At 70.1% G+C, this 22,214-nt stretch carries 23 protein-coding genes; 10 read left to right on the top strand and 13 right to left on the bottom strand.

What is annotated here, in order from left to right; genetic code table 11:
• Entirely contained in the window at nt 1-2,331 is a 2,331-nt protein-coding gene (locus ACFWNN_RS40820) for an ATP-binding protein (protein WP_382445343.1), read from the bottom strand.
• Between the two features lie 144 nt (nt 2,332-2,475).
• Between ACFWNN_RS40820 and ACFWNN_RS40815 the strand changes: the two genes are divergently transcribed.
• The gene (locus tag ACFWNN_RS40815) at nt 2,476-3,642 is read left to right on the top strand and encodes a glycosyltransferase 87 family protein (protein WP_382445342.1); all 1,167 of its coding nucleotides are present in this window, start codon (nt 2,476-2,478) and stop codon (nt 3,640-3,642) included.
• Here the strand turns inward: ACFWNN_RS40815 and ACFWNN_RS40810 are convergent.
• Both ACFWNN_RS40810 and ACFWNN_RS40805 read right to left on the bottom strand, forming a co-directional pair.
• Nucleotides 3,569-4,087 carry a DUF4232 domain-containing protein gene (locus ACFWNN_RS40810; RefSeq protein ID WP_382445341.1) on the bottom strand — a complete coding sequence of 173 codons (519 nt, stop codon included), beginning with the start codon at nt 4,085-4,087 and terminating at the stop codon, nt 3,569-3,571. The genes ACFWNN_RS40815 and ACFWNN_RS40810 overlap by 74 nt on opposite strands.
• A gap of 17 nt (nt 4,088-4,104) precedes the next feature.
• A complete protein-coding gene (locus ACFWNN_RS40805; RefSeq protein ID WP_382445340.1) occupies nt 4,105-4,989 on the bottom strand; it encodes a trypsin-like serine peptidase in 885 nt (294 codons plus the stop codon).
• Nucleotides 4,990-5,083: 94 nt separating this feature from the next.
• On the opposite strand from ACFWNN_RS40805, the gene ACFWNN_RS40800 reads away from it, so the two are divergent.
• Nucleotides 5,084-6,217, top strand: a complete 1,134-nt coding sequence (locus tag ACFWNN_RS40800) for a glycosyltransferase 87 family protein (RefSeq protein WP_382445339.1) — start codon at nt 5,084-5,086, stop codon at nt 6,215-6,217.
• Here the strand turns inward: ACFWNN_RS40800 and ACFWNN_RS40795 are convergent.
• Nucleotides 6,183-7,247 (bottom strand): GTP-binding protein, encoded by a 1,065-nt coding sequence (locus tag ACFWNN_RS40795; RefSeq protein ID WP_382445338.1) that lies wholly within the window; start codon nt 7,245-7,247, stop codon nt 6,183-6,185. The two genes, ACFWNN_RS40800 and ACFWNN_RS40795, sit on opposite strands and share 35 nt — an antisense overlap.
• Entirely contained in the window at nt 7,247-8,254 is a 1,008-nt protein-coding gene (locus tag ACFWNN_RS40790; protein WP_382445337.1) for a GTP-binding protein, read from the bottom strand. The genes ACFWNN_RS40795 and ACFWNN_RS40790 overlap by 1 nt, the downstream gene beginning before the upstream one ends.
• Nucleotides 8,255-8,326: 72 nt before the next feature.
• Between ACFWNN_RS40790 and ACFWNN_RS40785 the strand changes: the two genes are divergently transcribed.
• The 3 genes from ACFWNN_RS40785 to ACFWNN_RS40775 are packed head-to-tail and all read left to right on the top strand — an operon-like array spanning nt 8,327 to nt 9,945.
• Entirely contained in the window at nt 8,327-8,944 is a 618-nt protein-coding gene (locus tag ACFWNN_RS40785) for a DsbA family protein (protein WP_382445336.1), read from the top strand.
• A gap of 1 nt (nt 8,945) precedes the next feature.
• Nucleotides 8,946-9,287 carry an STAS domain-containing protein gene (locus ACFWNN_RS40780; protein WP_382445335.1) on the top strand — a complete coding sequence of 114 codons (342 nt, stop codon included), beginning with the start codon at nt 8,946-8,948 and terminating at the stop codon, nt 9,285-9,287.
• Between the two features lie 16 nt (nt 9,288-9,303).
• The gene (locus tag ACFWNN_RS40775) at nt 9,304-9,945 is read left to right on the top strand and encodes a DUF1345 domain-containing protein (RefSeq protein WP_382445334.1); all 642 of its coding nucleotides are present in this window, start codon (nt 9,304-9,306) and stop codon (nt 9,943-9,945) included.
• On the opposite strand, the gene ACFWNN_RS40770 is transcribed toward ACFWNN_RS40775, so the two are convergent.
• A complete protein-coding gene (locus ACFWNN_RS40770; protein WP_382445333.1) occupies nt 9,939-10,376 on the bottom strand; it encodes a helix-turn-helix domain-containing protein in 438 nt (145 codons plus the stop codon). The genes ACFWNN_RS40775 and ACFWNN_RS40770 overlap by 7 nt on opposite strands.
• Before the next feature lie 70 nt (nt 10,377-10,446).
• Between ACFWNN_RS40770 and ACFWNN_RS40765 the strand changes: the two genes are divergently transcribed.
• From ACFWNN_RS40765 to ACFWNN_RS40755, 3 genes are read left to right on the top strand one after another with little or no spacing between them, the layout of a single operon-like run.
• Nucleotides 10,447-11,649, top strand: a complete 1,203-nt coding sequence (locus ACFWNN_RS40765; RefSeq protein WP_382445332.1) for an MFS transporter — start codon at nt 10,447-10,449, stop codon at nt 11,647-11,649.
• Nucleotides 11,633-12,121, top strand: a complete 489-nt coding sequence (locus ACFWNN_RS40760; RefSeq protein WP_382445331.1) for a hypothetical protein — start codon at nt 11,633-11,635, stop codon at nt 12,119-12,121. Before ACFWNN_RS40765 ends, ACFWNN_RS40760 begins: the two co-directional genes overlap by 17 nt.
• Before the next feature lie 5 nt (nt 12,122-12,126).
• Nucleotides 12,127-12,381 carry a Smr/MutS family protein gene (locus ACFWNN_RS40755; RefSeq protein WP_382445330.1) on the top strand — a complete coding sequence of 85 codons (255 nt, stop codon included), beginning with the start codon at nt 12,127-12,129 and terminating at the stop codon, nt 12,379-12,381.
• A 3-nt stretch (nt 12,382-12,384) separates the two neighbouring features.
• Here the strand turns inward: ACFWNN_RS40755 and ACFWNN_RS40750 are convergent, their stop codons facing one another.
• The 4 genes from ACFWNN_RS40750 to ACFWNN_RS40735 form a co-directional block, all read right to left on the bottom strand.
• The gene (locus ACFWNN_RS40750; protein ID WP_382445329.1) at nt 12,385-13,152 is read right to left on the bottom strand and encodes an MHYT domain-containing protein; all 768 of its coding nucleotides are present in this window, start codon (nt 13,150-13,152) and stop codon (nt 12,385-12,387) included.
• 112 nt (nt 13,153-13,264) lie between these two features.
• On the bottom strand, nt 13,265-14,278 hold the full coding sequence (locus ACFWNN_RS40745) for a B12-binding domain-containing protein (RefSeq protein WP_382445328.1): 1,014 nt from the start codon (nt 14,276-14,278) through the stop codon (nt 13,265-13,267).
• Nucleotides 14,278-15,660: a PP2C family protein-serine/threonine phosphatase gene (locus ACFWNN_RS40740; RefSeq protein ID WP_382445327.1), complete on the bottom strand. Its 1,383-nt coding sequence runs from the start codon at nt 15,658-15,660 to the stop codon at nt 14,278-14,280. Before ACFWNN_RS40740 ends, ACFWNN_RS40745 begins: the two co-directional genes overlap by 1 nt.
• A 144-nt stretch (nt 15,661-15,804) precedes the next feature.
• Entirely contained in the window at nt 15,805-16,647 is an 843-nt protein-coding gene (locus ACFWNN_RS40735; protein ID WP_382445326.1) for a PhzF family phenazine biosynthesis protein, read from the bottom strand.
• A 128-nt stretch (nt 16,648-16,775) separates the two neighbouring features.
• On the opposite strand from ACFWNN_RS40735, the gene ACFWNN_RS40730 reads away from it, so the two are divergent.
• Nucleotides 16,776-17,996 carry a PHB depolymerase family esterase gene (locus ACFWNN_RS40730; protein ID WP_382445325.1) on the top strand — a complete coding sequence of 407 codons (1,221 nt, stop codon included), beginning with the start codon at nt 16,776-16,778 and terminating at the stop codon, nt 17,994-17,996.
• A gap of 7 nt (nt 17,997-18,003) precedes the next feature.
• On the opposite strand, the gene ACFWNN_RS40725 is transcribed toward ACFWNN_RS40730, so the two are convergent.
• Together ACFWNN_RS40725 and ACFWNN_RS40720 are read right to left on the bottom strand one after the other, a co-directional pair.
• Nucleotides 18,004-19,389, bottom strand: coding sequence for an FAD-dependent oxidoreductase (locus ACFWNN_RS40725; protein WP_382445324.1), 1,386 nt, complete (start codon nt 19,387-19,389; stop codon nt 18,004-18,006).
• 86 nt (nt 19,390-19,475) lie between these two features.
• Nucleotides 19,476-20,333, bottom strand: coding sequence for a helix-turn-helix transcriptional regulator (locus ACFWNN_RS40720; protein ID WP_382445323.1), 858 nt, complete (start codon nt 20,331-20,333; stop codon nt 19,476-19,478).
• An 86-nt stretch (nt 20,334-20,419) separates the two neighbouring features.
• Between ACFWNN_RS40720 and ACFWNN_RS40715 the strand changes: the two genes are divergently transcribed.
• Nucleotides 20,420-21,184 carry an SDR family NAD(P)-dependent oxidoreductase gene (locus ACFWNN_RS40715; RefSeq protein WP_382445322.1) on the top strand — a complete coding sequence of 255 codons (765 nt, stop codon included), beginning with the start codon at nt 20,420-20,422 and terminating at the stop codon, nt 21,182-21,184.
• Here the strand turns inward: ACFWNN_RS40715 and ACFWNN_RS40710 are convergent, their stop codons facing one another.
• Complete coding sequence (locus ACFWNN_RS40710) at nt 21,185-22,183, bottom strand: ABC transporter substrate-binding protein (RefSeq protein ID WP_382445321.1); 999 nt, start codon at nt 22,181-22,183, stop codon at nt 21,185-21,187. It lies immediately after the preceding gene.
• Between the last annotated feature and the right edge of the window lie 31 nt (nt 22,184-22,214).

Genomic DNA, 22,214 nt, shown 5'->3' with positions numbered 1-22,214 from the left:
TCAGCGCAAGGCCTTCACCAGTTCCGCGGCCGTCACGCGGACGGCCGGGGTGTCGTAGCGGTCGCATTCGGCCAGGGCGCGCACGCGCAGTTCCCTTGCCTGCGCCGGTTCTCCCGCGGCGTCGGCGAGTTCGGCGAGACGGGCCATGATCTCGACGCGGTGGTCGGACAGGCGCGCCTCGCCCAGTGCGGCCAGGAGTTGGTGGCGTGCTTCGGGGAACCGGCCCGCGTCCATCAGCACCAGGCCCCGGTTGTGCTGCACGCGGGCGGTGCCGGCTGTGTTGGAGTGCTTGCGGAACAACGACTCCGCCTCGTCGAGGAGGTTCAGCGCGGCGGTGACCTCGCCCGCGGCCGCTCGGGTCGTGGCGAGTCTGATCAGCATCATGGACAGGAGTTCGTCGTCGCCGGACGCGGCGCGGTGCTGGGCCACGGCGCGTTGTTGCACCTCGACGGCTTCGCCGAGGTCGCCCGCGGTGTGCAGCATGAGGCCCAGCAACGACAGCGCGAGGTTCTCGCCGATCGGGTAGCGGGCCTGTGCGAAGAGGCCGACGGATCTGCGGCCCAGGTGGACGGCCTGGACCGGGTCGCCGACGCGTCGTCTGATCGCTGAGCCGTAGTACCAGGTCCAGGCCTCGGTGAGGGTGCCCACCGGGATCGCCGCCGACTGTTCGTGCACGGTCAGGGCTTCCTGGGGGCGGCCGCACAGCGCGTAGAGCGCCCAGGAGAGGTAGTTCAGCTGTTCGGCGGCGTCCTCGGGGTGGTGGAGTTGCCGGGCGGCGTGGGCGCCGGCTGCGAAGACCTCGCGCCAGAGTTCGCCCACGCCGTGCATGTCCGAGTACCAGTGCATTGCCTGTGCCAGCGCGAGAACTCGGTCGTGCTCGCCCGCGGTGGCGGCCTCGCGCAGGGCCTCGCGCCAGTTGTCGAGCTCGCGGTCCAGCCACTGCGCGGCGGAGTCCTTGTCGTGCACCGGACCCGCGCGTTCGGCCGGGACGTCGTGGTCGAAGAAGCGCGCCGCCCTCGTGGCCACGTCCAGGAGCCAGTGGCGCAGCCGGGTTCTGGCCTCCTGGACGGTGTTCGGCGTGTCGTCCAGCTCCAGGCGTTCTGAGGCGAAGACGTGCAGGAGGTCGTGGCGGGTGTAGCGGCCCGGTGTCTCGCCGATGCCGAGCAGGCTCGCGTCGGCCAGTTCCTCCAGGGCCTCCTCGGCGTCGTCGACGAGCACGGACGCGAGGGGAACACTGGTGTCCGGACTGGGAATCAGCGCCAGCCTGCGGAACAGCGTCGCGGCGGCGGGACTCAGCTGGTGGTAGGAGAGCTCGAACGCCGCGCGCACCTGGAGGTCGCCCGCGCGCAGCACGGACAGGCGGCGGCCCTCGTCCTCCAGTTGCTCGGCGAGGTGGCTGATCGTCCACTGTGGTCTGCTCGTCAGCCGGTTGCCCGCGATGAGCAACGCGAGCGGCATGCCTCCGCAGAGTTCGGCGACCCGTTCGGCGGCCTGGGGTTCGGCGTCGAGCCGGTCCGGTCCGGTGACGGCGCGCAGCAGTGCCACGGAGTGGTTGAGGGGCAACAACTCCAGCGGGAGGCGGTGCCGCGCGTCCAGGCCGGTCAACGTGCGGCGGCTCGTCAGCAGCACCAGCGTGCCGGGGCTGGAAGCCAGCAGCGGACGCACTTGCGCCTCGTTTGCGGCGTTGTCGAGGACCAGCAGCACGGTCCGGTCGCGCAGCTGGGAGCGGTAGAGCGAGAGCTTGTCGTCCGGGTCGGCGGGGATCTGGCGTTCGTCGACGCCGAACGAGCGCAGCAGGCGGTGGGCCGCCTTGTCCGGCGTGAGCGGTTCGGGGTCGGTGCCGCGCAGGTCCAGGAACACGCAGCCGTCGGCGAACCGGCCGCCGAGACGGTGGCCCGCGTCCACGGCCAGCGCGGTCTTGCCGGAGCCGGGAGCGCCGTGCACCACGGCGATCTGCAGGCGGGACGACGAGGCGGCGTCGGCGGCGAAACCGGTCAGCAGCTTCTTCTCGTCCTCGCGGCCGGTGAGGTCGATCAGCACCGGCGGCAGCGAGCAGGAGACCACCGTGAACGGGGTCTCGGGGCGTTCCTGGGCCGCGACGACCCGGCTCGCGCGGGCCAGGGCGGTGAACTCGGCCGCCTCCTCGTCGAGCAGCCCCAGGCCGTTCACGAGGAGCTGCACCGTGCGGAACTGGGGGCTCAGGGTGCGGCCGCGTTCCATGTCGCTGATCGCGCGGGTGCTCAGCCCGGTGCGTTCGGCCAGTTCTTCCTGGGTCAGCGGAACACGCGATCGGTAAAAGCGGAGAAAGTCCCCGAACGCCGTCGTGCCCACTGCGCGCCCCCCTTGTTCCTGCGCATTGTTCCTACAGTAAGACGCCGGAGCCCGTCCGTCGTTGCTGGCGAGAGCACTTCTTCCGGTGGTTCTGCCGGTTGTTCAACAAGGTGAACCGGTGTTGTCGCGGATAATTTCGAATAGGTGTCAATCGTGTCGTCGACGCGGAAAACCGTTCTGGTTCCGCGCGGATTCTTCCCCGTTCTCGCTGGTGCGGCCTGGTGTGCGGCACTCGCGTGGCTGCTTTTCACCTGGTCGGGTCACTACCCGATCGACCTCGACGTGTACCGGCTCGGCGGCCTCGCGTGGCTCGAAGGCAGATCGCTCTACACCGGGTTCACCGGGCCGCCGCTCGACCCGCAGCTGCCCTTCACGTACCCGCCCGCCGCCGCGGTGCTGTTCAGCGTGCTGAGCTTCGTGCCGAGCGCGCTGCTGTTCCCGTTGATGGTCGTGTCCGGGTTCGCGGCGCTGACGGCGGTGTGCGTCGCGGTGGCGGGGAAGGTGAATCCGCGTCTCAAATGGACGGCGGGGTTGTTGGTGCCGATCGGCGCGCTGGCGTTGGACCCGGTGTGGATGACCTACGGCTACGGGCAGATCAACCTCTACCTGATGGCGTTGGTCGTGATCGACGTCCTGCTGGTGACTGGCCAAAAGGAGAACGGCACGCGGTGGCGCGGGGTGCTGATCGGCGTGGCCGCGGCGATCAAGCTGACGCCCGCGATCTTCGTGCTCTACTTCCTCGTCCGGCGCGACTGGCGGGCGGCGGGGACGTCCGTCGCGACGTTCCTGGGCCTGGCCGCGGTCGGATTCTTAGCAGCCCCAACGGATTCCGTGCAGTACTGGACGCACTCGCTGCTCAACCCGGACCGGATCGGCGACATGTCGCTCGCGACGAACCAGTCCGTGCGCGGTGTGCTGCGGGGGTTGGGTCTCACGTCCGGCTTCGAGAGCCTGCTGTGGGTGGCGCTCGCCGGCGCCGCGGTCGTGACGGCGTTGGCGGTGGCCCGGCGGACCCGCGATGACCTCGTCGCGCTGTTCGTCATCGCGGCCGCCGGGCTGCTGGCGTCACCGGTCTCGTGGCTGCACCACTGGGTGTGGTGCGTGCCCGTGCTGGTGTTCCTGTTGCTGCGGCGCCACTTCTGGCTCGCGGGCGCCGTGTTCCTCGTGTTCGTGACGCGGCTGCACGAGTTCGACACCTACGTGTGGCTGACCGCGATCACGGTGGGAGGACTGGCTTTCAGGCAGGCGACACGTCCGTCACCTCGACCGACGAGCCCTTCAGCGGCTGTCCGTCCGGCCACGACACCGTGACGGTGTGGCCGTTCTCGGCGGGCAGGTCCAGGTTCACGACGGACGGCTGGAAGCTCACCGGCGCCTGCGACGACATCAGGACGCGCGACTCGGCGGCCTTGCCCGGCTGGACGTTCACGGGCGGCGCACCGCCGTTCGGGTTGTCGAGCACGACCTCGATGCCGCTGCCGTCACCTTCGCCGTGACCGCTGCCCTTGGTGAATGTGACGTGCGTCGGCGCGCCCTGCAGCTTGCAGTTCGTGTGCTCGCTCGCGGCGTCGTAGTGGATGACGAACGCCTCCTGGCCCGCGGAGGAGTACGGGTCCTGGGTGACCGAGACGGCGAGGTCGCCGACGTCGCACGGCTGGTCGGACGGGTTGGCCGACGCGGCTCCGGCCAGCAGCGGCAGCGTGGCCGCGGCGAGCAGCGCACCGACACCTGCGGCCGACTTGTACTTGTTGTTCATCGTCTGTCCTTCCCTCGTCAGAGATCGTCGGCGCTGACGTACAGCGCCTCGACGGCCTCGGAGAACGCGGCTCCGCTCAGGTCGGTCGTGACCAGGTCGCCGTTCGTGCTGCCCCGGCTGGTGACCGAGAAGATCGTTCCCCTCCCGGTCGCGGGGTCGAACCCGCGCAGCCACGGGCCACCGCTCGCGCCACCGGCGAGATCGCAGTCCGTCTCCCACGCGCTCAGGACCGAGTTGACCTTCAACGTGGCCGGCCGCGCGCACGACAGCAGCGCCTCACCCTTCGCGAGCTGCGACACCGGATACCCCAAGATCGTCGTGTCCACCGGGCTCGCGACCGTGTCGAACGACACGTCCTGCGACCCCGCCACGTCCTGCACGTGCCTGCCGTCCACGGGGTCGAGTGCGATCACCGCGTCGTCGTCGAGACCGCTGGTCGGCCCGGTGTACGTGTCGGACCACGCGAACGCGCGCGCGGCGAACACCCCGTTCTTCGCGCCGTGGTCGTAACCGGGCACGAACACGACGTTCAGGATCTTGATCGGGTTGTCCCACCGGTCGAGGCCGCCGTTGACGCAGTGCCCGGCCGTCAGCACGACGTCCTTCGTCTCACTGGGCACGACCGTCGCGGTGCACGAGTGGTCCTGGCCGGTGGACGTGGACATGAACAGCCTGCCGACGCCCGGCGCCGCACCCTCGTACGGCTTCGAGATCTGCTCGGCGGGCGGCAGATCGCCGTCTCCGACCGATTTCATCCGTTCCGGTGTCCAGTGGGCGAGAGCGGTCTCACGGTCCTGTTCGGACACTTTCGTCACCACCTGACCGGTCGCGGCCTGGGCCGGTACCGCCACCAGGGCCGCGGCGAGGACCAGTCCGGACGCGCTGAGTGCTTTCCAGGTCATGATCGGAGGACGGGTCGCTGTGCGGGACCGTTGCGCGGACCGGTCCAAACCAGCTTTTAGGATGAGATCCACGTACGACCTCGGGAGGAGCCTGGTGATCGAACAGCGCGTGCTGAGGTTCGCGCCCCTGGTGTTGCTGGTGTCGCTGGCCGTCTACGCCGCGACGGCGAACTGGGGGATGATCGACCTCAAGGTCTACTGGACCCTCGCGCCGAACGTGCTGACCGACCAGCTCTACTCGATCGACATGCCGTTCACGGCGGACTTCCCGCTGCCGTTCACCTATCCGCCGTTCGCGGCCGCGGTGTTCCTGCCGCTGTCCGCACTGCCGTGGGTCGCCGCGCGGGTCGTGTGGCAGGTGCTGTCGCTGGTCTGCCTGTGGTGGCTCGTGCGCACGGCCCTGAAGGTGCTGAGCAACGGCGAGTTCGACGAGACGTGGCGGCGCCGCGCTCTGGTGTGGACGGCGATCACGCTGTGGTTCGAGCCGGTGCGCAAGACCCTCGACTTCGGGCAGATCAACCTCGTGCTGGTCGCCGGGGTGTTCGCGGCGATGCTCGCGGTCCGGCAGAGCGTGGCGGGCCTCGGCGTGGGCGTGGCGGCCGGGTTGAAGCTGACGCCGGCGATCTCCGGGCTGTACTTCCTCGTCACGCGCCGGTGGAAGGCCGCGCTGTGGTCGGTCGGCGGCTTCGCGATCACCGTCGCGCTCGGGTTCCTGGTGTCGGCGAAGAACTCCTGGCAGTACTGGTTCGAGCTGCTCGGCGCCGCCGACCGGGTCGGGCCGGTGGGGTCGGTGATCAACCAGTCGCTGCGCGGCGCGTTGTCCCGCTCGCTCGGGTACGACGTGGAGATGTCGTGGCCGTGGCTGCTCGCGGTGGCGGTGTCGGCGGTGCTGACGGGGTTCGCGCTGCGAGCGGCCGTGCGCGCCGGCGACACGTTGTCGGCCGTGATCACCGTGCAGCTGTTCGGGTTGCTGGTCTCGCCGATCTCGTGGAGCCACCACTGGCTGTGGGTGATCCCGCTGGTGCTGTGGCTGGTCTACGCGCGGCGGAACCTGATCCTCGCGGGCGTGTGGGCGGTGGCCGTCCTGTCGGACGTGATCACGATCCTGATCAACCTGCAGCCGTCGATCTGGGAGATCCCCCGGCCGTGGCCGCTCGCCGCGCTGGGCTGGGTGTACCCGGCGCTCGCCCTGGTCACGCTGGTAGTGAGTGGTCGTGCAGATCGCTGAAGTCCCACTCCGGCAACGGGTCCTCGAACGTCCGCCACACGTCGGGGCCTGAAGCCAGCTCGGCGTCCGTGAGCAATGCGGGGTCCAGGCGCCGGGCGGGTTCGGTCACGTCGAGGTGCACCCCGATGAACACCAGCTCCTGGCGCGCCCACGGGGTGTCGAGCAGCTGACCGGGTTCGATGACGAGGTTCGGCCCGGCCTGCGACCACACGGCCAGCACGTCCGGGCGGGACGCGATGTGGCAGAAACCCTTGCTGCGCAACACACCCTCCCAGTCGCCCAGAGCCTCGACCAGCCGGGCCGGGTGGAACGGCCGGGACGCGCGGTAGGTGACCGAGCGGATGCCGTACTCCTCGGTCTCCGGAGTGTGTCCGCCCGCCAGCTCGACGGCCCAACCCGGTGCCTGCGCGGCCGTGATCGGGTCGTACAGGCCGGTGTCGAGCACGTCCGACAGCTCCACGACCCCTCGCCGCGTGTGCAGCACACGGGCGGACGGGTTCAGGCGGCGCAACAGGGCGTCGAGCCTCGGGAGGTCCTGAGCCAGGTCGGTCTTGTTCACCACCAGCACGTTCGCGAACTCCACCTGGTCCACGAGCAGGTCCGAGACGTCGCCCGCGGCCATCTCGCGCAGGAACCCGGACGCGTCCACGAGCGTGACCATCGTGTCGAGCCGCGCGTGGTCGGAGAGGCTCGTGCCGTCCTCGAACGTCCAGTCGAACGTCGCCGCCACCGGCATCGGCTCGGAGATGCCCGTCGACTCGACGAGGATCGTGTCGAACCGGCCGGAGCGGGCCAGCTCACCGACGCTGTCGAGCAGGTCCTCGCGCAACGTGCAGCAGATGCAGCCGTTGGTCAGCTCCACCAGCCGTTCCGTGGAGCGGTCGATCAGCGCGGCGTCGATGTTGACCTCGCTCATGTCGTTCACGATCACCGCGACCCGGCGGTTCTCGCGGTTCGCGAGCACGTGGTTGAGCAGCGTCGTCTTGCCGGCGCCCAGGAAACCGGACAGCACGGTCACGGGGGTGCGCATCAGAGTTCCAACTCCTCGTGCCAGTCGGTGAACGGGTCGGCGAAGTCGAGCTCGGAGATCAGGCCCAGCTCCTCGTCGGTGACGAGCGCCGCACGCAGGGCCGCGGTGACCTCGGCGGGGTCGGCCCGGGTGATCACGACGACCTCCTGGTCGCGGTCGCCCTCCCACGGCCCGAGGTTGCCCACGCGCAGCCCGCCGCCCGCGGCGTCGAGCCACAGCGCCGCGTCGGGCTGGCTCGCCACCCAGACCCGGCCGCGCACCCGCACCACGCCGTCGAGCAGCACGCCGATGCTGTCGTGCAGCCGCATCGGGTGGAACGGGCGCCGGTCGGTGAAGTGGACGACGGACACCCCGTGCGCCGGGGTCAGCGGCGGCCGCCCGAACAGCAACGAGCCGAAGCCGTCGTCGATCTCACCCCGGCGAGCGCTCGCCGGGAGCACGTCGAGCAGCGCGGCGACGTCCTCGGAGAGGAGCCGGCGCGGCGCGGCAGGGGAGAGGCGGTCGAGCACGGCGGTCAGCACCGGGCCCGCTTCGCCGGTCAGCACCAGCGCGTCCGCGAACTCCGCCTGCCCGACCACGACCTGCGCGACGGTCCGCTCGTCGCCCTCGGCCGCGCGCATGCCCCGGTCGGCGAGCGAGTCGGTGCCGGTCGCGTCGCCGAGCCAGGTGGCGGTGTCGACCACCGTCAGCACGGCCTCGACCTCCACCTCGGTCTCCGCGAGCGCGAAGCAGACCGCCTCGGGTTCGAGCATCGGGTCGAGCTGCACGATCACCCGGCCGTCGAGGCCTTCGAGCAACGGCACGAGGTCGAGCCGCAACGTGCACGAGACGCAGCCGTGCGCGAGCTCCAGCACGGTCAGCGTGCCGTCCTTCCAGCGCCGCACCACCCCGTCGGCCAGGCCGCTGAGATCGTGCCTGACCAGCGACGACTCCGGCGACGCCCGCCAGAGCTCGTCCGCGACGTCGTGGTGGGTGAACCCGGCTACCAATACGACCCGTGCTGCCATGCCCGCAGCCTACATGACAATGATTGTCGTTTCTGAACGGACGTGCGGCCCTGGTCGTGACATGATCGAACGATGCAGGTCGAGTTCTGGGCTGACGTCATCTGTCCGTGGTGCTACATCGGCAAGGCGCGCTTCGAGAAGGCGCTGGCCGCGTTCGAGCACCGTGCCGAGGTCACCGTGGTGCACCGCGCGTTCGAGCTGGACCCCGCCAAGGAGGGCGTGGAGTCCGTGCAGGACATGCTGGCCGCCAAGTTCGGGCCGCGCGCCGCCGAGATGGAGGACTCCGTCGCCCAGCTCGCGCGCGACGAGGGCCTGGAGTACCGGCTGGACCGCGAGGTCGGCAACACGTTCGACGTGCACCGGGTGCTGCACCTGGCGGGGGAGCGGGGCGTGCAGCCGCAGGTCCTCGACGCCGTGCTGCGGGCCAACTTCGGGCAGGCGCGGTCGTTGTTCACGGCCGAGTCGCTGACGGAGATCGTCGTCGAGGCCGGGCTCGAGGGCGCCGACGTGAAGGCCGTGCTGGAGGACCCGGCGCTGCACGCAGAGGCCGTGCGGGCCGACGAGCAGCGGGCGCGCGAACTCGGCGTGTCCGGCGTGCCGTTCGTGGCACTCGACGGGCGGCTTGCCGTCGCCGGTGCTCAGCCGGTAGAGCTGTTCGGGCGGGCACTGACGCAGGCTTGGGAGGCGTGAGATGGACGACGCGCTGTTGACGGTCGAGTCGGAGAAGCTCGCCGACGTCGTGGTGCTGCGGGCCGAGGGCGAGGTCGACTCGTACACCGCGGAACTGTTGCGGGACAAGCTTTCTGAGGCGTACGGCGCGGGCGTTCCCATCGTGCTCGACCTCAGCGGCGTCGAGTTCTTCGCGTCGATCGGGCTGTCCGTGCTCGTGGAGTACCACCAGCGCGGCGAGGAACGCGGCACCGCGCTGCGGCTGGTGTCGCCGCGGGGCAGCGTGCTGCGGGCGTTGAAGGCGACGACGCTGAACGAGACCCTGGACCTCTACGTCGACCTGGACGCGGCGCTCCGTGCCTGACCTGCCGTCCCGGCCGATGCCGGACGGATTCGTGCTCGACCGCACCAAGTTCCTCGTGGCGCTGGCCGCGGGTCTGGTCGCCGGGCTCGCCGTGACGTTCACCGGGCACGGCGAGTTCGGGCTGCTGGTCGGCTGGGACGTGGCCACGCTCGTGTACCTCGTACGCGCGTGGCTGGTCATCTGGCCGATGGACGCCGAGGAGACCGCGCAGCACGCCGTGCGCAACGACCCCACCCGCCGGGTCGCCGAGGTGCTGCTGCTCGTGGCCGCGTTGGCGAGCCTGGTGTCCGTGGGCTTCGTTTTGGCCCGTGCAGCACACACGACCGGTGGTTCCGAACTGCTGCGCGTCGGCCTCGGCGTGTTGTCCGTCGTGTTGTCGTGGATGGTCGTGCACACGATCTTCACGCTGAGGTATGCGCGCCTCTACTACTACGGCGCGGACGGCGGCATCGACTTCAATCAGCCCGAACCGCCGGACTACGGCGACTTCGCGTACGTGGCGTTCAGCATCGGCATGACGTTCCAGGTGTCCGACACGAGCCTGTCCGGCCGCGAGATGCGCCGCACGGCGTTGAAGCACTCCCTGCTGTCGTACCTGTTCGGCACGGGCGTGCTGGCCACCACGATCAACCTGGTCGCGAGCATCAGCAGTCAGTGAGCCGGGTGCTCGGCCATCAGCAGCACCGCGTCGAGCACCCGCCACCAGTCGTGCTCACCCGCCTCCCGCCCCAGCGCCTGGCTGATCAGCACGCACGCGCTGACCAGCCGTGCCGCGACGTCCGGCTCCTCCTGCCCGGACTTCTCGGCCAGCGCGGCCACGGTGGTCCGGAACCGCCGGCTCCGGCTCAGCTTCACCACACCCAGGGGCACGTCCGCGGCCGTCGCGCCTGACGTGAACCCGATCGACAACTCCGTGCCGAGCGCCGTGGCCAGCCGGTCCAGCGCGCTGGTCGTCGGGTTGCCCCGGCCGTTCTCCAGGTTCGCGATGTAGGGCACGGACAGCCCGGCGTCGGCCGCGACCGAGGCGACGGTCCGGCCGGAAGCCTGGCGCAGGGCGCGCAACCGCGGCCCGATGGGCTCGTTCGGCACTCTCTCGCTCCTATCTTGACAGAACACTTCGCGCGGCGTTCTTATTCTGACAAGACTACCTGGGGGTGTCGTGGAAGCACTTCGCGTACGGGACTTCCGGCTGCTCTGGGCCGGGCGGACGATCAGCGCGCTGGGCTCGTGGCTGCTGGTGATCGCCATCCCGGCCCACGTCTACGCGTTGACCGGCTCGCTGCTCGCGACGGGCCTCACGCTCGCCTTCGAGTACCTGCCGCCGTTGCTGCTGGGCCCGGTCGCGGGCGTCCTGACCGACCGCTGGGACCGCAGGCGGGTCATGATCGCCGCGGACCTGTTCCGCGCCGCAGCCGTCACCCTGATGCTGACCGCGACGACCGACCACCGCCTCATCTACGCGGCCCTGGTCGCCGAGAGCGCGGGCGCCGTCCTGTTCCGCCCGGCAGCCCAGGCTCACGTCCCGGCCGTCGTCGGCACCGGCACCGGACTCAGCAGCGCCAACTCCCTGAACGCCTTCACCGACGGCACCGTCCGCCTGGTCGCCCCACCGCTCGGCGCCGCGATCCTGACCCTGACGAGCTTCCCGACGCTGATCTGGATCGACGTGGCGAGCTATCTGCTGTCCGCCCTGGCGATCGCGGCGACGACCCGCCGCCCGAGCCCGGCCCGTCCGTCCACACCGGACCTCGCCGGTGGCTGGAAGGTGTTGCGGGGGTTGCCCGTCGCTTGCGCGCTCCTGCCGTTGACGGCCGTTTTCCTGGCGGCCAACGCGTCGTTGAGCGCGCTTCTCGTGCCGTTGGGGATCCAGCGACTCGGTGGCACCCACCAGATCGGTCTCGTCCTATCGGCGTTGGGCGTCGGCTTTCTCCTGGGCGCGGTGGCGATCCGGGGGCTGCTCGACCGCGTCCGGCCCCGTTTCCTCTTGGCCGCAACGCAACTGGCGACCGCGGTGTCGTTGTACGTCCTCTTCGCCTCGACAACGCTCTTCGTGGCGTTGCCGGCAGCGGTGGCCATCGGCACGTTCGGCTCCATGACCCTGGTGACGCCCCAAACGGTGCTTCAGCGGACGGTGCCGAACGAGGCACTCGGCAGGATCAGCGCGGTGTTCCTGTCGGCGGAGGCGCTGGCCACGTTGCTGGGCGCGGTGGCTGGACCCGTGCTGGCGCAGGCGTTTTCGCTCTCGACCGCCGCGCTCGTCGCTTGCCTGGTGATCGCGGCCGGTGCGCTGGCGGGGCTGGCGCCGTGGGACCGGTCCCGCGAGCCCGGGTCTACCGTCCTCGTCCGTGGCAGACCTGGGTGAGCAGCTCGAACGGTACGACGCGAACAACCGCCGCCGCGCACTCCGAGGCGTGCTGGCGATCCTGGTCGGCACGCCGGTGCTGGCGTTCGGCGCGTTCTCGTTGCTGATCGTCGATCCAGGCCGGGCGGGCGCCTCCATGTTCATCGTCGGCATCATGCTCGGTGGCGGCCTCGGCGCCGTCATCATGGGCACGATCCTCGCCGTGCAGTCCATCACGCGCCACGGCGAGCACTTCGTCCTGCACGAACACGGCCTCGTCCACGCGTGGGCCGACCGCACCACCGTCGTACCGTGGACGGACGTCGCCGACGTGACCGACATCGGCAGGGGCACCTTGCTCGCCAAGGCTTTCGGCGGCGACGTCGGTTGTCAGATCAAGCTGACCGACGGCCGCAGGGTGACGATCAACTCCTACACCGACGGCGCGCCCCTGCTGATCCACCGCGTCCTCGAGGCCACTGCGGCAGACTGACCGGTGTGACCGACAAGCTGACCGTGGACCTGCACCCGATCTTCCGCAGCGACCAGGACATCGCCCAGGCGGTCCGCACGGCGTTGTTCCGCGCGGCCGGGCAGAAGGTGCCGGTGGTCGAGATCATCACGGGCAAGGGTTCCGGCACGCTGCGGACCCGCGTCCTCGCGATGCTCAAGCAGCCGCACGTGAAGAAGCTCTACAAGCGGGTCGAGGTCGCCCCGGGCAACGACGGCATGGTGCTGGTGCACCTGCGCTAGCGCTCAGCCCTGGCTGGTGCGGCGCATCACGCGGTCGAGCAGCTCGGCCTCCTCGCGGTCCTCGTCCGCGGAGGTGAGGGCCAGCAGGAAGATGATGAGCACGCTGACACCGGCGCCGCCGATGATCAGCGAGGTGATGAGCTCTTCGGAGTTGCCGACGACGACGGACGCGCTGTGGTCGTGCGCCATGTTCATCGCGTACATGCCGGTGTAGTGCATGCCGGTGACGGCCACGCCCATGACCAGGGCGGCGCCCACGACGGCCACGAAGCCGCTCACCTTGCGGGTGAACCAGAGGGCCACGGTCGAGGCGACGACGGCGATGACCACGGAGAGCGCCACGAGCCCCACGTTGTAGGAGACGTCAGCGTTGATCACGATCGCGGCCATGCCGGTGTAGTGCATCGCGGCCACACCGAGGCCGGTGACGAGGCCGCCGGCGGCCAGCGGCCAGAAGCGGGTGTCACCGTCGACGCCGTAGCGGCGCACCAGGAACAGGCCCGCGGCCACCACGACGATGGCGACGACCATGCTCAGCAACGTGATCGGGATGTCGTAGGAGACGTTCGCACCCATCCACGTGCCGAGCATCGCGGTGAAGTGCATGCCCCAGATGCCGAGACCGCCGATCGACACGGCGGCGACGCCGATCCACCAGTTGCGGGTCGTGCGCGTTGCGTGACGGGCACGTTCCGTGGACAGCAGTCCGAGGATGGAACCGAGTACGGCGACCGCGTAGGCCGCCAACGGCGTGTATGTGCCCATCTCCATGGGCGAGATGAAAACATTTCCGATCTATGTGGCACAAGTCCGTTGGCAGTAAAGGATTCCACTAACACGAAGGGCGATCGGGCGGACACTCGGCGCGTCCGTCCACACAGGACTACTGTGCGTCTGCGCCAACTCGCGAACGGAGCATTCGCTGTGCTCGCGGGAAGTCGCGAAGCTGTACGCCCAGAAGGTCCAATGTGGGCTCCAGGACGCGGTTCGGCACGCCTCGGGCGTCGAGCACGTCACCGGTCCAGGAGAGGAACGCACCGAACAGGGAGTCATCGTCCACGTACAGCGCGGTACCAAGGAACTCCACGATGTGCGCGAGGTCCTGTGCGGTGTGCTGACGCTGTTCGTCGCTGTAGGACCGCATCGCGGGCACCCGTTCCTCCAGTCCGCGGTAGACCGACCGCACGAGGTCGCGGGCGCCGCGGGTGACGAACGTGTACTCCTGGTCGGCGAGGTGGGGGAGGTCGTCCACCGGCTGGTGCGGCCGGCCCGGCGGCGGCAGCTCCTGGGACAGCAACATGTCCGCGGCCGAACGAGCGTCGGCCGCCCACGCGTTCGCGCCGAACCGCCGGGCGTGCGCGCCGTCGGGTCCGAACGCCGCGCCGCCGACCATCACCGGCACACCCGCCGCCTGGCACGCCGTCATCGTGGCGTGCGCGGTGGGCAGGCGCGTCGCGATCGAGCTCGACAGCGCGACCACGTCCGGTCCGGTGCGGTGCAGGTACGTGATGAGGTGCGAGGCAGGCACCTGCGCGCCGAGGTAGTCGACGGCGAAACCGCGCAGCGTCAGCACTTCCGCCAGCAGGCGCGCGGGCAGCGCGTGCCACTCGCCGTCCACGCACGCCACCGTGACGCGGCCGTGCACCGGCTCGAGGCGGGGGCGGTTGATCGACAACGCGGTGACCGCGCGGTCGTTGATCGCGGTGATGGCGTGTTCCTGCGCGACGCTGATCCGGTTCGCTGCCCACTCGCTGCCGACCCGGTGCTGCACGCCACCGATCACGTCGAGCAGCACGACCTCGTGGCCGTGGTCTTCGGCGGCGGCCAGCACGACGTCGGTCGCGCGGTGCTCGTCACCGTCGAGAACCGCCTCCCACAGCAGATCGACGGACTCCACTAGGACCTCCTGCGCGGCGCGGTGATCGCCAGGACCGCCATGTCGTCGTGCTCACCGCCGCCGACCCACTGCGCGGCGAGCATGTGCACGTGTTCGACCAGAGCCTCGGCCGGCATCCCGCCGCACGCGGTGAGGGCGCGGCGCAGGCGGTCCTCGCCGAACTCCTCGTCGCCCAGCGGGCCGCCGTGCGCCTCGGTGATGCCGTCGGTGTAGAGCAGGCACGAGTCGCCGGGCGCGAGCACGACCTCGTCCGTCGCCGTCACGATCTGCGGCAGAATGCCCACGAGCGTGCCCCTGGTCGCGGCCGCCTCCACCGTGCCGTCGGACCGCACGATCAACGGCGGCAGGTGCCCGCCCGACGTCAGCCGCACGTGCAAACCGGCCTCCACAGGACTCACGGTGCCCACGACCGTGGTGATGAAACGGGACTCGTCGGTCGTCAGCAGCGCCTGGTTCAGGGCGGCGAGCAACCTGTCGTGATCCGTCTCGACCTGGAGCAGCGCGTGCACGGCCGTGCGGACCTTGCCGGTCTGCGCGGCCGCGTCGAGGCCCTTGCCGCAGACGTCGCCGAGCACCACGAACAGCCGGTCGTCCGGCAGCTCGTGCACGTCGTAGAAGTCGCCGCCGACGCGTTCGGTGTCCGCGGCGGCCCGGTAGCGCCCGGCCAGGTCGACGTGCGCGTAGCGGCGCAGCACCGGCGGCAGCAGGTCGCGGGTCAGCCGTTCGGTGATCACGGCCTGCTGGGTGAACAGGCTCGCCGCCGAGATCGCCACGCCCGCCCTGGACGCGAAGAGCCGCGCGAACGCCTCCTCGTCGTCGCTGAACGCCTTGTCCCGCCGGATGAGGATCAACGCGCCGGCCGGCACGCCGTGACCGGGCAGCGGCGTCACGACGATCGACATCCCGTCGCGCGCGAGCCACTCCGGCGCCGCGGCCGGGTCGATCCACCGCGACGGCACCGGCGGGAAGCCGCGCAACGCCTCGCTGAGCCCGACGACCTCCTCGACGTCGACCTCCTGCAGCTCGTACGTCGGCGCCTCACCGCGACGGCAGCGCGTGACGGGGTGGCCGGAGCTCGACTGCGGCGCGATGACCAGGGCCTCGCCCGCGAGGTGCGCGGCGGCCATCTCGGCCACGACGGTCATGCAGCGTTCGGGGTTGAGCGAGGTCATCAGGGCGCTGGACATCCTGGTCAGCAGCGCGGCCCGGTCGCGTTCCAGCAGCAGGTCGGTCTGGTCGAGCAGCCACCAGGTGACCGAGCCGTCCTCGTTGTCGACCCGATGAGCGGCGTAGCTGCGTTCCGCGACGTGCACGGACTCGCCGTGCCGCCACTCGGACGGCAAGACCTCGTTCTGGAGCAAGGACGTGGCTGCGTCGTTCATGCTGTGCACGGCACCTGCGGTGTCGACCACGAGCGCGGGGCACGGAGAACGCAGCCAGTCGGAGACCGTGACCACGACCCGAGTGTTTCATCCGAACCCGATCAAGAACAACGTTTGAACCTGCTCAGGAGTGGGTAGCAGTCCTCAACGGACTGGTTGCAGGGCCACCTTTCCGGTGATCCCGACCACAGTGTCGCCGCCCACCCAGACCTGCCCGTCGACCAGCGACAGGTGGACCCGCCCGCGCCGTCCGAGCACCGTGCCCTGGGCCGCGACGTACTGCCGCTGGGCGATTTCCGCGGGGATCAGCCACTGCGCGATCGAGGCGTTGAGGCTGCCCGTCACCGGGTCCTCCCCGAACGTGCCGTCCTCGTCGACGAACGCCCGCACCTCGAACGCCGCGTCCCCGCCGTCCTCGTGCGGGCCGACGACGCCGATGTCGGTGAATTCACCGAACCGGGTGTAGTCAGGCTTGAGCGCCAGCACGGCCTCGGCGGAGTGCAGCAGCACCGCGACCCAGCCCGGCCCGTTGTCGGCCCAGCGCGCCTCCACGATCTCGTCCGGCGTGATCGCGAGCGCGTCGGCGAGTCCTTGGAGGTTCTCCACGGGGTCGTTGCGCAGGAGCGGCGGCGCGGCGAACGCCAGCCGTTCGCCGTCGCGGCGCACCTCGACGAGCCCGGCCCCGCACTCCTGCACCAGGCGGCCCGGGTCGCGCGGGGTGTTCCCGGCGTCGAGCCACGCGCGGGCCGACCCGAGCGTCGGATGGCCCGCGAACGGCAGCTCGCGGCTGATCGTGAAGATCCGCACCCGGTAGTCGGCGGCGGGGTCCCGCGGTGGCAGCAGGAACGTCGTCTCGGCGAGGTTCGTCCAGTTCGCGAACGCCGCCATCTCCTCCGTGGACAGGCCCTCCGCGTCGTGCACGACCGCGAGCGCGTTGCCCTTGGTGAACTCGTCGGTGAACACGTCGACCTGGCTGAATCTCCGCATGCGTCGAAGCTAGTCAATGGTGGCGGTCCACGCCTGATCTTCCTGCGAGGTGGGGACCGGACACGTGGTGCGGTCCAGTTACCGGCTCTTAATCTGCAGGTCCTGCCTGCAATGACGGAGGCGAACACATGCGATTGAGGAACGCGCTCGCGGTCCTGGCCGGGGCGATCGGCCTGACCGCGGCAACCCTGTCGATCTCGCTCGCGGCGGTCCCGCCACCCCAGGCCGGGACGCTCACCAAGTACGACATCACCGGCACCTACGTCAGCGGGATCTCGTCCGGCGGATACATGGCGAACCAGCTGCACGTCGCCTACTCCAGCGTCTTCCAGGGCGCCGGGATCTTCTCCGCCGGCGCCTACGACTGCGCGCAGAACAACGTGAACACCGCGCTGCTCGCGTGCATGGACACGTTCCAAGCCCGCAAGACGCCGGCCCAGCTCGAACAGCTGACCCGTGACCGGGCGGCGACGGGCACGGTCGACCCGCCGCAGAACCTGTCCGGCGACCCGGTGTGGCTCTTCCACGGCACCGCGGACGACACCGTCGACGCCGCCGTGAACAACGACCTGGCCACCTACTACCGCGACTTCGGTTCCCGCGTCGTCTACAACAACACGACCGCGGCCGGGCACGCGTGGATCAGCCCCATCGGCCCGAACGCCTGTGGCACAACGGCTTCGCCGTACGTCAACAAGTGCTCGGCCGACGTCGTGCGCGAGATGCTGGGCCAGCTCTTCGGCTCGGTGAACCCCGCCGCGTCGACGTTGACCGGCAAGCTCGTGCAGTTCGACCAGAACACCCACGCGCCCGGCGGTTCCGCGTCGTCGATCACCATGGGGCGTGAGGGGTTCGCGTACGTGCCCAAGGCGTGCGAGACCGGTCCGTGCAAGCTGATGGTCACCCTGCACGGATGTCAGCAGACGTACGGCCAGATCGGCAACGCGTTGATGGACAAGGCTTATCTCAACGAGTACGCCGACACCAACGGCATGATCGTGCTCTACCCGCAGGCGACCACGTCCACCGCGAACCCGCGCGGGTGCTGGGACTGGTGGGGCTACCAGTCGTCCAGCTACGCGCTCAAGTCCGGGCCGCAGATGACGGCCGTGATGAACATGGTCAAGGCGTTGAGCAACGGTGGCCCACCGCCGACGACCACCACGACTACGACCCCGCCTTCGGGGTGCGTCACGGCCAGCAACTACGCCCACACCGTTGCCGGGCGGGCCTACGTGACGCTGGGCCAGACCTACGCGCTCGGCTCCAACCAGGCCTTGGGGCTCTGGAACATCTACACCAACAGCACGCTCCGGCAGACCGCGCCGAACCACTGGGTGAAGTGCTGACGTTCGTTCAGCCGCGCCGGGCCCGCCTGTTCACGCGCAACGAGCGCAGCAGCGTGCCCGGCGTCGCCAGGATCGAAGGGTGGTCCAGCAGGAAGATCACGCTCTCGAACCGGCGGTTGATCTCGGAGTCCCGCACCGAGGCCGCCACGACCTGCTTGCTGGCCCAGCTCTTCACCTTGTACCCGGACGGTCGCGGGCCCCGCACGTGCGGCAGGCTGAGGTCCGCGCCAGTGGCGACGTCCCAAGGTGCGTCCACGACGACCTTCTGCAGCGCGAAGAACTCGCGGGCGGGCACGTTGAGGTCGGGTTGCGCTCGCAGGAACTCCGACAACGCGGACGCCTGGAGCGCGGCGCTCGTCATGCCCTGCGCGTAGATCGGGTTCATCGACGCCACCGAGTCGCCGAGGGCCACCAGCCGGGCCGGGACGCGCTCGAGGTCGTGGAAGTGGCGGCGCCGGGCGTCCGCGAGGTGGTAGGTGGCGAGGCTGACGATCTCGTCGGTGACGATGGCACCGAAGTCGTCGGGCATGGTCGACTTGCAGAGCTGCACCAGGTCCTCGGCGGTGCGGCCGGGCTTGTCGCCGACGTAGCCGGACAGCAGGACCATCCAGCGGTCGTCCTCGATCGAGCAGAACGCCCCGGCCGCGACGCCGTCGGTGGTGGCGCCGGGGGAGTAGGTCGACAGGCCGACCTCGATGCTCGGCTGGCCGGGCGTGCGGCGCGCGATGGCGGTGGCGTAGTTGAGATCGATCTCGACGCGGGTCAGTGCGGGCTTCTCCCACCCGGCCTGGTCGAGCCAGTCACCGAGACGGCTCGCCCGGCCCATCGCGTCGACCACGAAGTCGGCCGCCAGCACCGATTTCGTTGCCTCGCTCTCGTACCGGACCCCGGTGACGGCCTCGCCGGTGAACTCCAGACCGGTGGCGCGTGCGGTGAGCGCGCGGACGTTCGGCAGCGCCAGCGTCCGCCTGCGGATCAACGCCTCCAGGAACGGCCTGCTGCCGCACAGCATCACGGCGTCCGCACGGCCGGGCACCTTGAGCACACCGTCGGCGAACGTGTGGCGGTGCGACGCCGGGGCGAGTCGTCCGCCCGCCCCGACACCTTCCTGCGCGAATCCGGGGAAGAACCGCTCGAGCTGCCTGAGCCCCGCCGGCAGCAGCACGTGCGCCTGCGCGCCCTGCGGCACACCGGGCCGCGGCTCCGTGCTCGTGCCGGGATCGTCGCGTTCGAGGACGACGACCTCGTCGGCGTGGTCGGCGAGCACGCGCGCCGCGAGCAGTCCCGCCACGCTCCCGCCGAGCACGACGGCCGTCTTCAGCAGAACCGGTCCTGCGACGGGTGTGCGCTTGTCGCTGAGACGCGCGAAAACAGCGGCGGGCGACGAGGCCATGAGCGTCCTCTCGGGACTGCTGGAGCAGGAGACGAAACGATCTTGACACGGCCTCTGGTGACCGGCCCCGTCTCATGAACCCGCGATCACCGAAGTGTGCCCGGACGCCTCTCGGTGGCGTCGAAACCCTGTGTTCCCACCACGCTCAGCAACGCGAGCGCCTCGGCGTCACGCGACCCGGCTGGTGCGCTGTAGAGCACCAGGTGCTGGTCGCTGTCGGTCAGCGCGAGCGAGTCGCAGTCGACCGTGATCTCCCCGACGAGCGGGTGCCGGAACGTCTTGGTGAGCATGGTCTCGCCCCGCACGTCGTGCTGTTCCCACAGCCGGGCGAAGTCCTCGCTGGCCTTCAGCTCCTCGACCAGACCGGACACCTCGGGGTCGTGCGGGTAGCGCGCGAGCGTGGCTCGCAGCTCCATCACGACGTGATGACGGAACTCTGTGACGTCCGAGACCCCGTACAACGACGCCGGACCGAGGAACGCCCGCCGCGCGAGATTGCGTTGCCGGGGCGGCAGTTCGCGGAAGTCCTCCATCAACGCGGCCGCGAGGTCGTTGCACGCCAACACCTCGAAGATGGCGGACGTGACGAACCCGGCGGTCTGCGGCAGCCGTTCCAACAGGGCGATGATGCTCGGCCGGACGTCCCGCCGGTGGTGCGCGGTGCGGCTGGGCGCCGTGCCCGCGAGCACGTGCAGGTGCTCGGACTCGGCGTCGGTGAGCCTGAGGGCGTTCGCGATCCCGGCCAGCACCTCCGCCGACGGCCGCGGCGCCCGGCCTTGCTCAAGGCGGACGTAGTACTCCGTGGAGATGTGCGCCAGGACGGCCACCTCCTCGCGCCGCAACCCTTTCGTGCGCCGCCGAGGCCCCGCCGTCAGCCCCACGTCCTGCGGCAGGAGTCGTTCACGACGGCTGCGCAGAAACGCTCCGAGCTGCTGCTTGTCCATACCCCGAGTATGCGTGCCCCAGCGTCGCTCAGCCTGGTACAGCCTGTGCCTGCCTCAGGTTCTCGGCTGGGCCGACGCTGGTCCACATGAACACTTCTGGACTTCTCCACGGCAAGGTCGTGCTGGTCACCGGCGCGAGCAGGGGCATCGGCGAGGCGGCCGCGCGGCTCTTCGCCCAGGAAGGCGCCTCCGTAGTACTGGCCGCCCGCAGCACCGACGCGTTGGCCCAGGTAGTCACTGAGATCAGGGCCGAAGGCGGTGTCGCGGACGCGATCACGATGGACCTGGCCAACCGCTCCAGCGTGCGCGCGGCCGTCGCCGAGGTGGAGGCGCTGCATGGACGTCTCGACGGCGCCTTCAACAACGGTGCCGTCGTCCAGCAGCCCGGCCCGCTCGACACCACCACCGACGACGAGATCGACGAGCAGTTCGCCGTCAACTTCCGCGGCCACTGGACCGCCATGACCGCCGAAGCCGCCCTCATGCGCCGCTCGGGAGGAGGCGCGATCGTCAACACCTCCAGCATCGGCAGCCGCCGAGCCAACCCGGTCCTCCCGGCCTACGGCGCCATGAAACGGGCCCTGAACAGTCTCACCGAATCCGCCGCCGTCACGTGGGGCGGCTCGGGAATCCGGGTCAACGGCATCACCCCGGGCGGCACCGCGACGGCGATGATCGACCAGTGGGAGGCCGCCACCCCCGGCGTGGTTGCGATGATCACCTCGTCGAGCCCGGCCGGTCGGATGGCGGAACCGCGCGAGGTCGCGGAGGTGGCGGCGTGGCTGCTGAGCGACCGCGCGTCGATGGTCAACGGCGCGATCGTGCCGGTGGACGGCGGCGCGGGCGCGTAGTCACTTGTTGTCGTTGCGCACCAGCATCGGCGCCACGTCGAGATCGGCCTGCAGCAACCCGTACGTCTGCATGAGGGTGGCCACCCGCTGCAGCCGCTTGGCGTCGAGCGAGGTCGGGAACTCGCCGAGGTGCACCAGCCGTGCGGTGTCCCGGTCCACGCCCGCGTAGTCCGGCAGCAGGGCTTGCACGGTGGCGCGGTCCGAGGCGTCGCGCTGGCCCTTGGCCATGGCGCGTTGGAACGCCGCCACCGTGTTCGGGTACTGCCGCGCGAAGTCGCCGGTCGTGCCGTAGCCCGCGATCGGGATGCCGTCGGTGGGGCCCGAGGCGGCGTCGAGGATGGCGAGCTGGCCGGAGTTGCGCTGGGCCTTGGAGATGAACGGCTCGCTCATGAAGCCGGCGTCGACGGAGTTGCGTTCGATCGCCGCCTCCATGTCGGGCATCGGCATGGCGAGGAGCGTGACTCGCTTCGGGTCGATGTTGTGCGCCTCCAGGACGGCTTTCGTGGTCAGTTCGGAAATGTTGTTGAGCGTGTTGATCGCGATCCTCTTGCCGATCAGGTCCTGCATCGTCTTGATGGTGCCGTTGCCCTTGACGAGGATCAGGAACATTCCCGGTTTCGCCTGGTAGCCGTCGTTGATCAGCTTGATGCCGCCGACGGCTTTCGCGTCCCCTTTGGACTCCGTGCCGATGAACGAGACCCAGTTGCCGAAGGTGATGTCGAGACCGCCCTGGATCAGGCTGGGAATGGCGGCGGCACCGCCCTGGACGGTGACGGTCTCGACTTCCAGACCCTCTTTCTCGAAGTAGCCGTTCTTGATCGCGATGTGCAGCGGCGCGACGTCGACGACCGGCAGCACCCCCACCTTGACCCGGGCCTTCTCGACCTGGGGTGGCGCCTCGACGGGAGGTGGTTGCTCTCCAGACAGGGCGCACCCGGCGGCCGCCGCCAGCACGCACGCGGCGGCCAGGAGACGGGTGATTCGGTGCCTGCGAATCATGTCAATTCTCCAAGTGACGTGGAAAATATGC

Origin of the sequence: Lentzea sp. NPDC058450 (assembly GCF_042721395.1) — a bacterium.
Classification (GTDB): Bacteria; Actinomycetota; Actinomycetes; order Mycobacteriales; family Pseudonocardiaceae; genus Lentzea.
The sequence above is the reverse complement of the archived record's forward strand: the minus strand, read 5'-3'. Positions and strand labels throughout refer to the sequence as shown.

Bases quoted from the DNA above. Each gene is read 5' to 3' on its own strand.
- ACFWNN_RS40715 (WP_382445322.1), top strand. From the start codon at position 20,420: ATGAACACTTCTGGACTTCTCCACGGCAAGGTCGTGCTGGTCACCGGC.
- ACFWNN_RS40775 (WP_382445334.1), top strand. From the start codon at position 9,304: ATGCCGGACGGATTCGTGCTCGACCGCACCAAGTTCCTCGTGGCGCTG.
- ACFWNN_RS40735 (WP_382445326.1), bottom strand. From the start codon at position 16,647: ATGCGGAGATTCAGCCAGGTCGACGTGTTCACCGACGAGTTCACCAAG.
- ACFWNN_RS40725 (WP_382445324.1), bottom strand. From the start codon at position 19,389: ATGGCCTCGTCGCCCGCCGCTGTTTTCGCGCGTCTCAGCGACAAGCGC.
- ACFWNN_RS40730 (WP_382445325.1), top strand. From the start codon at position 16,776: ATGCGATTGAGGAACGCGCTCGCGGTCCTGGCCGGGGCGATCGGCCTG.
- ACFWNN_RS40750 (WP_382445329.1), bottom strand. From the start codon at position 13,152: ATGGAGATGGGCACATACACGCCGTTGGCGGCCTACGCGGTCGCCGTA.
- ACFWNN_RS40805 (WP_382445340.1), bottom strand. From the start codon at position 4,989: ATGACCTGGAAAGCACTCAGCGCGTCCGGACTGGTCCTCGCCGCGGCC.
- ACFWNN_RS40785 (WP_382445336.1), top strand. From the start codon at position 8,327: ATGCAGGTCGAGTTCTGGGCTGACGTCATCTGTCCGTGGTGCTACATC.
- ACFWNN_RS40710 (WP_382445321.1), bottom strand. From the start codon at position 22,183: ATGATTCGCAGGCACCGAATCACCCGTCTCCTGGCCGCCGCGTGCGTG.
- ACFWNN_RS40740 (WP_382445327.1), bottom strand. From the start codon at position 15,660: ATGAACGACGCAGCCACGTCCTTGCTCCAGAACGAGGTCTTGCCGTCC.
- ACFWNN_RS40720 (WP_382445323.1), bottom strand. From the start codon at position 20,333: ATGGACAAGCAGCAGCTCGGAGCGTTTCTGCGCAGCCGTCGTGAACGA.
- ACFWNN_RS40780 (WP_382445335.1), top strand. From the start codon at position 8,946: ATGGACGACGCGCTGTTGACGGTCGAGTCGGAGAAGCTCGCCGACGTC.
- ACFWNN_RS40810 (WP_382445341.1), bottom strand. From the start codon at position 4,087: ATGAACAACAAGTACAAGTCGGCCGCAGGTGTCGGTGCGCTGCTCGCC.
- ACFWNN_RS40795 (WP_382445338.1), bottom strand. From the start codon at position 7,247: ATGCGCACCCCCGTGACCGTGCTGTCCGGTTTCCTGGGCGCCGGCAAG.
- ACFWNN_RS40790 (WP_382445337.1), bottom strand. From the start codon at position 8,254: ATGGCAGCACGGGTCGTATTGGTAGCCGGGTTCACCCACCACGACGTC.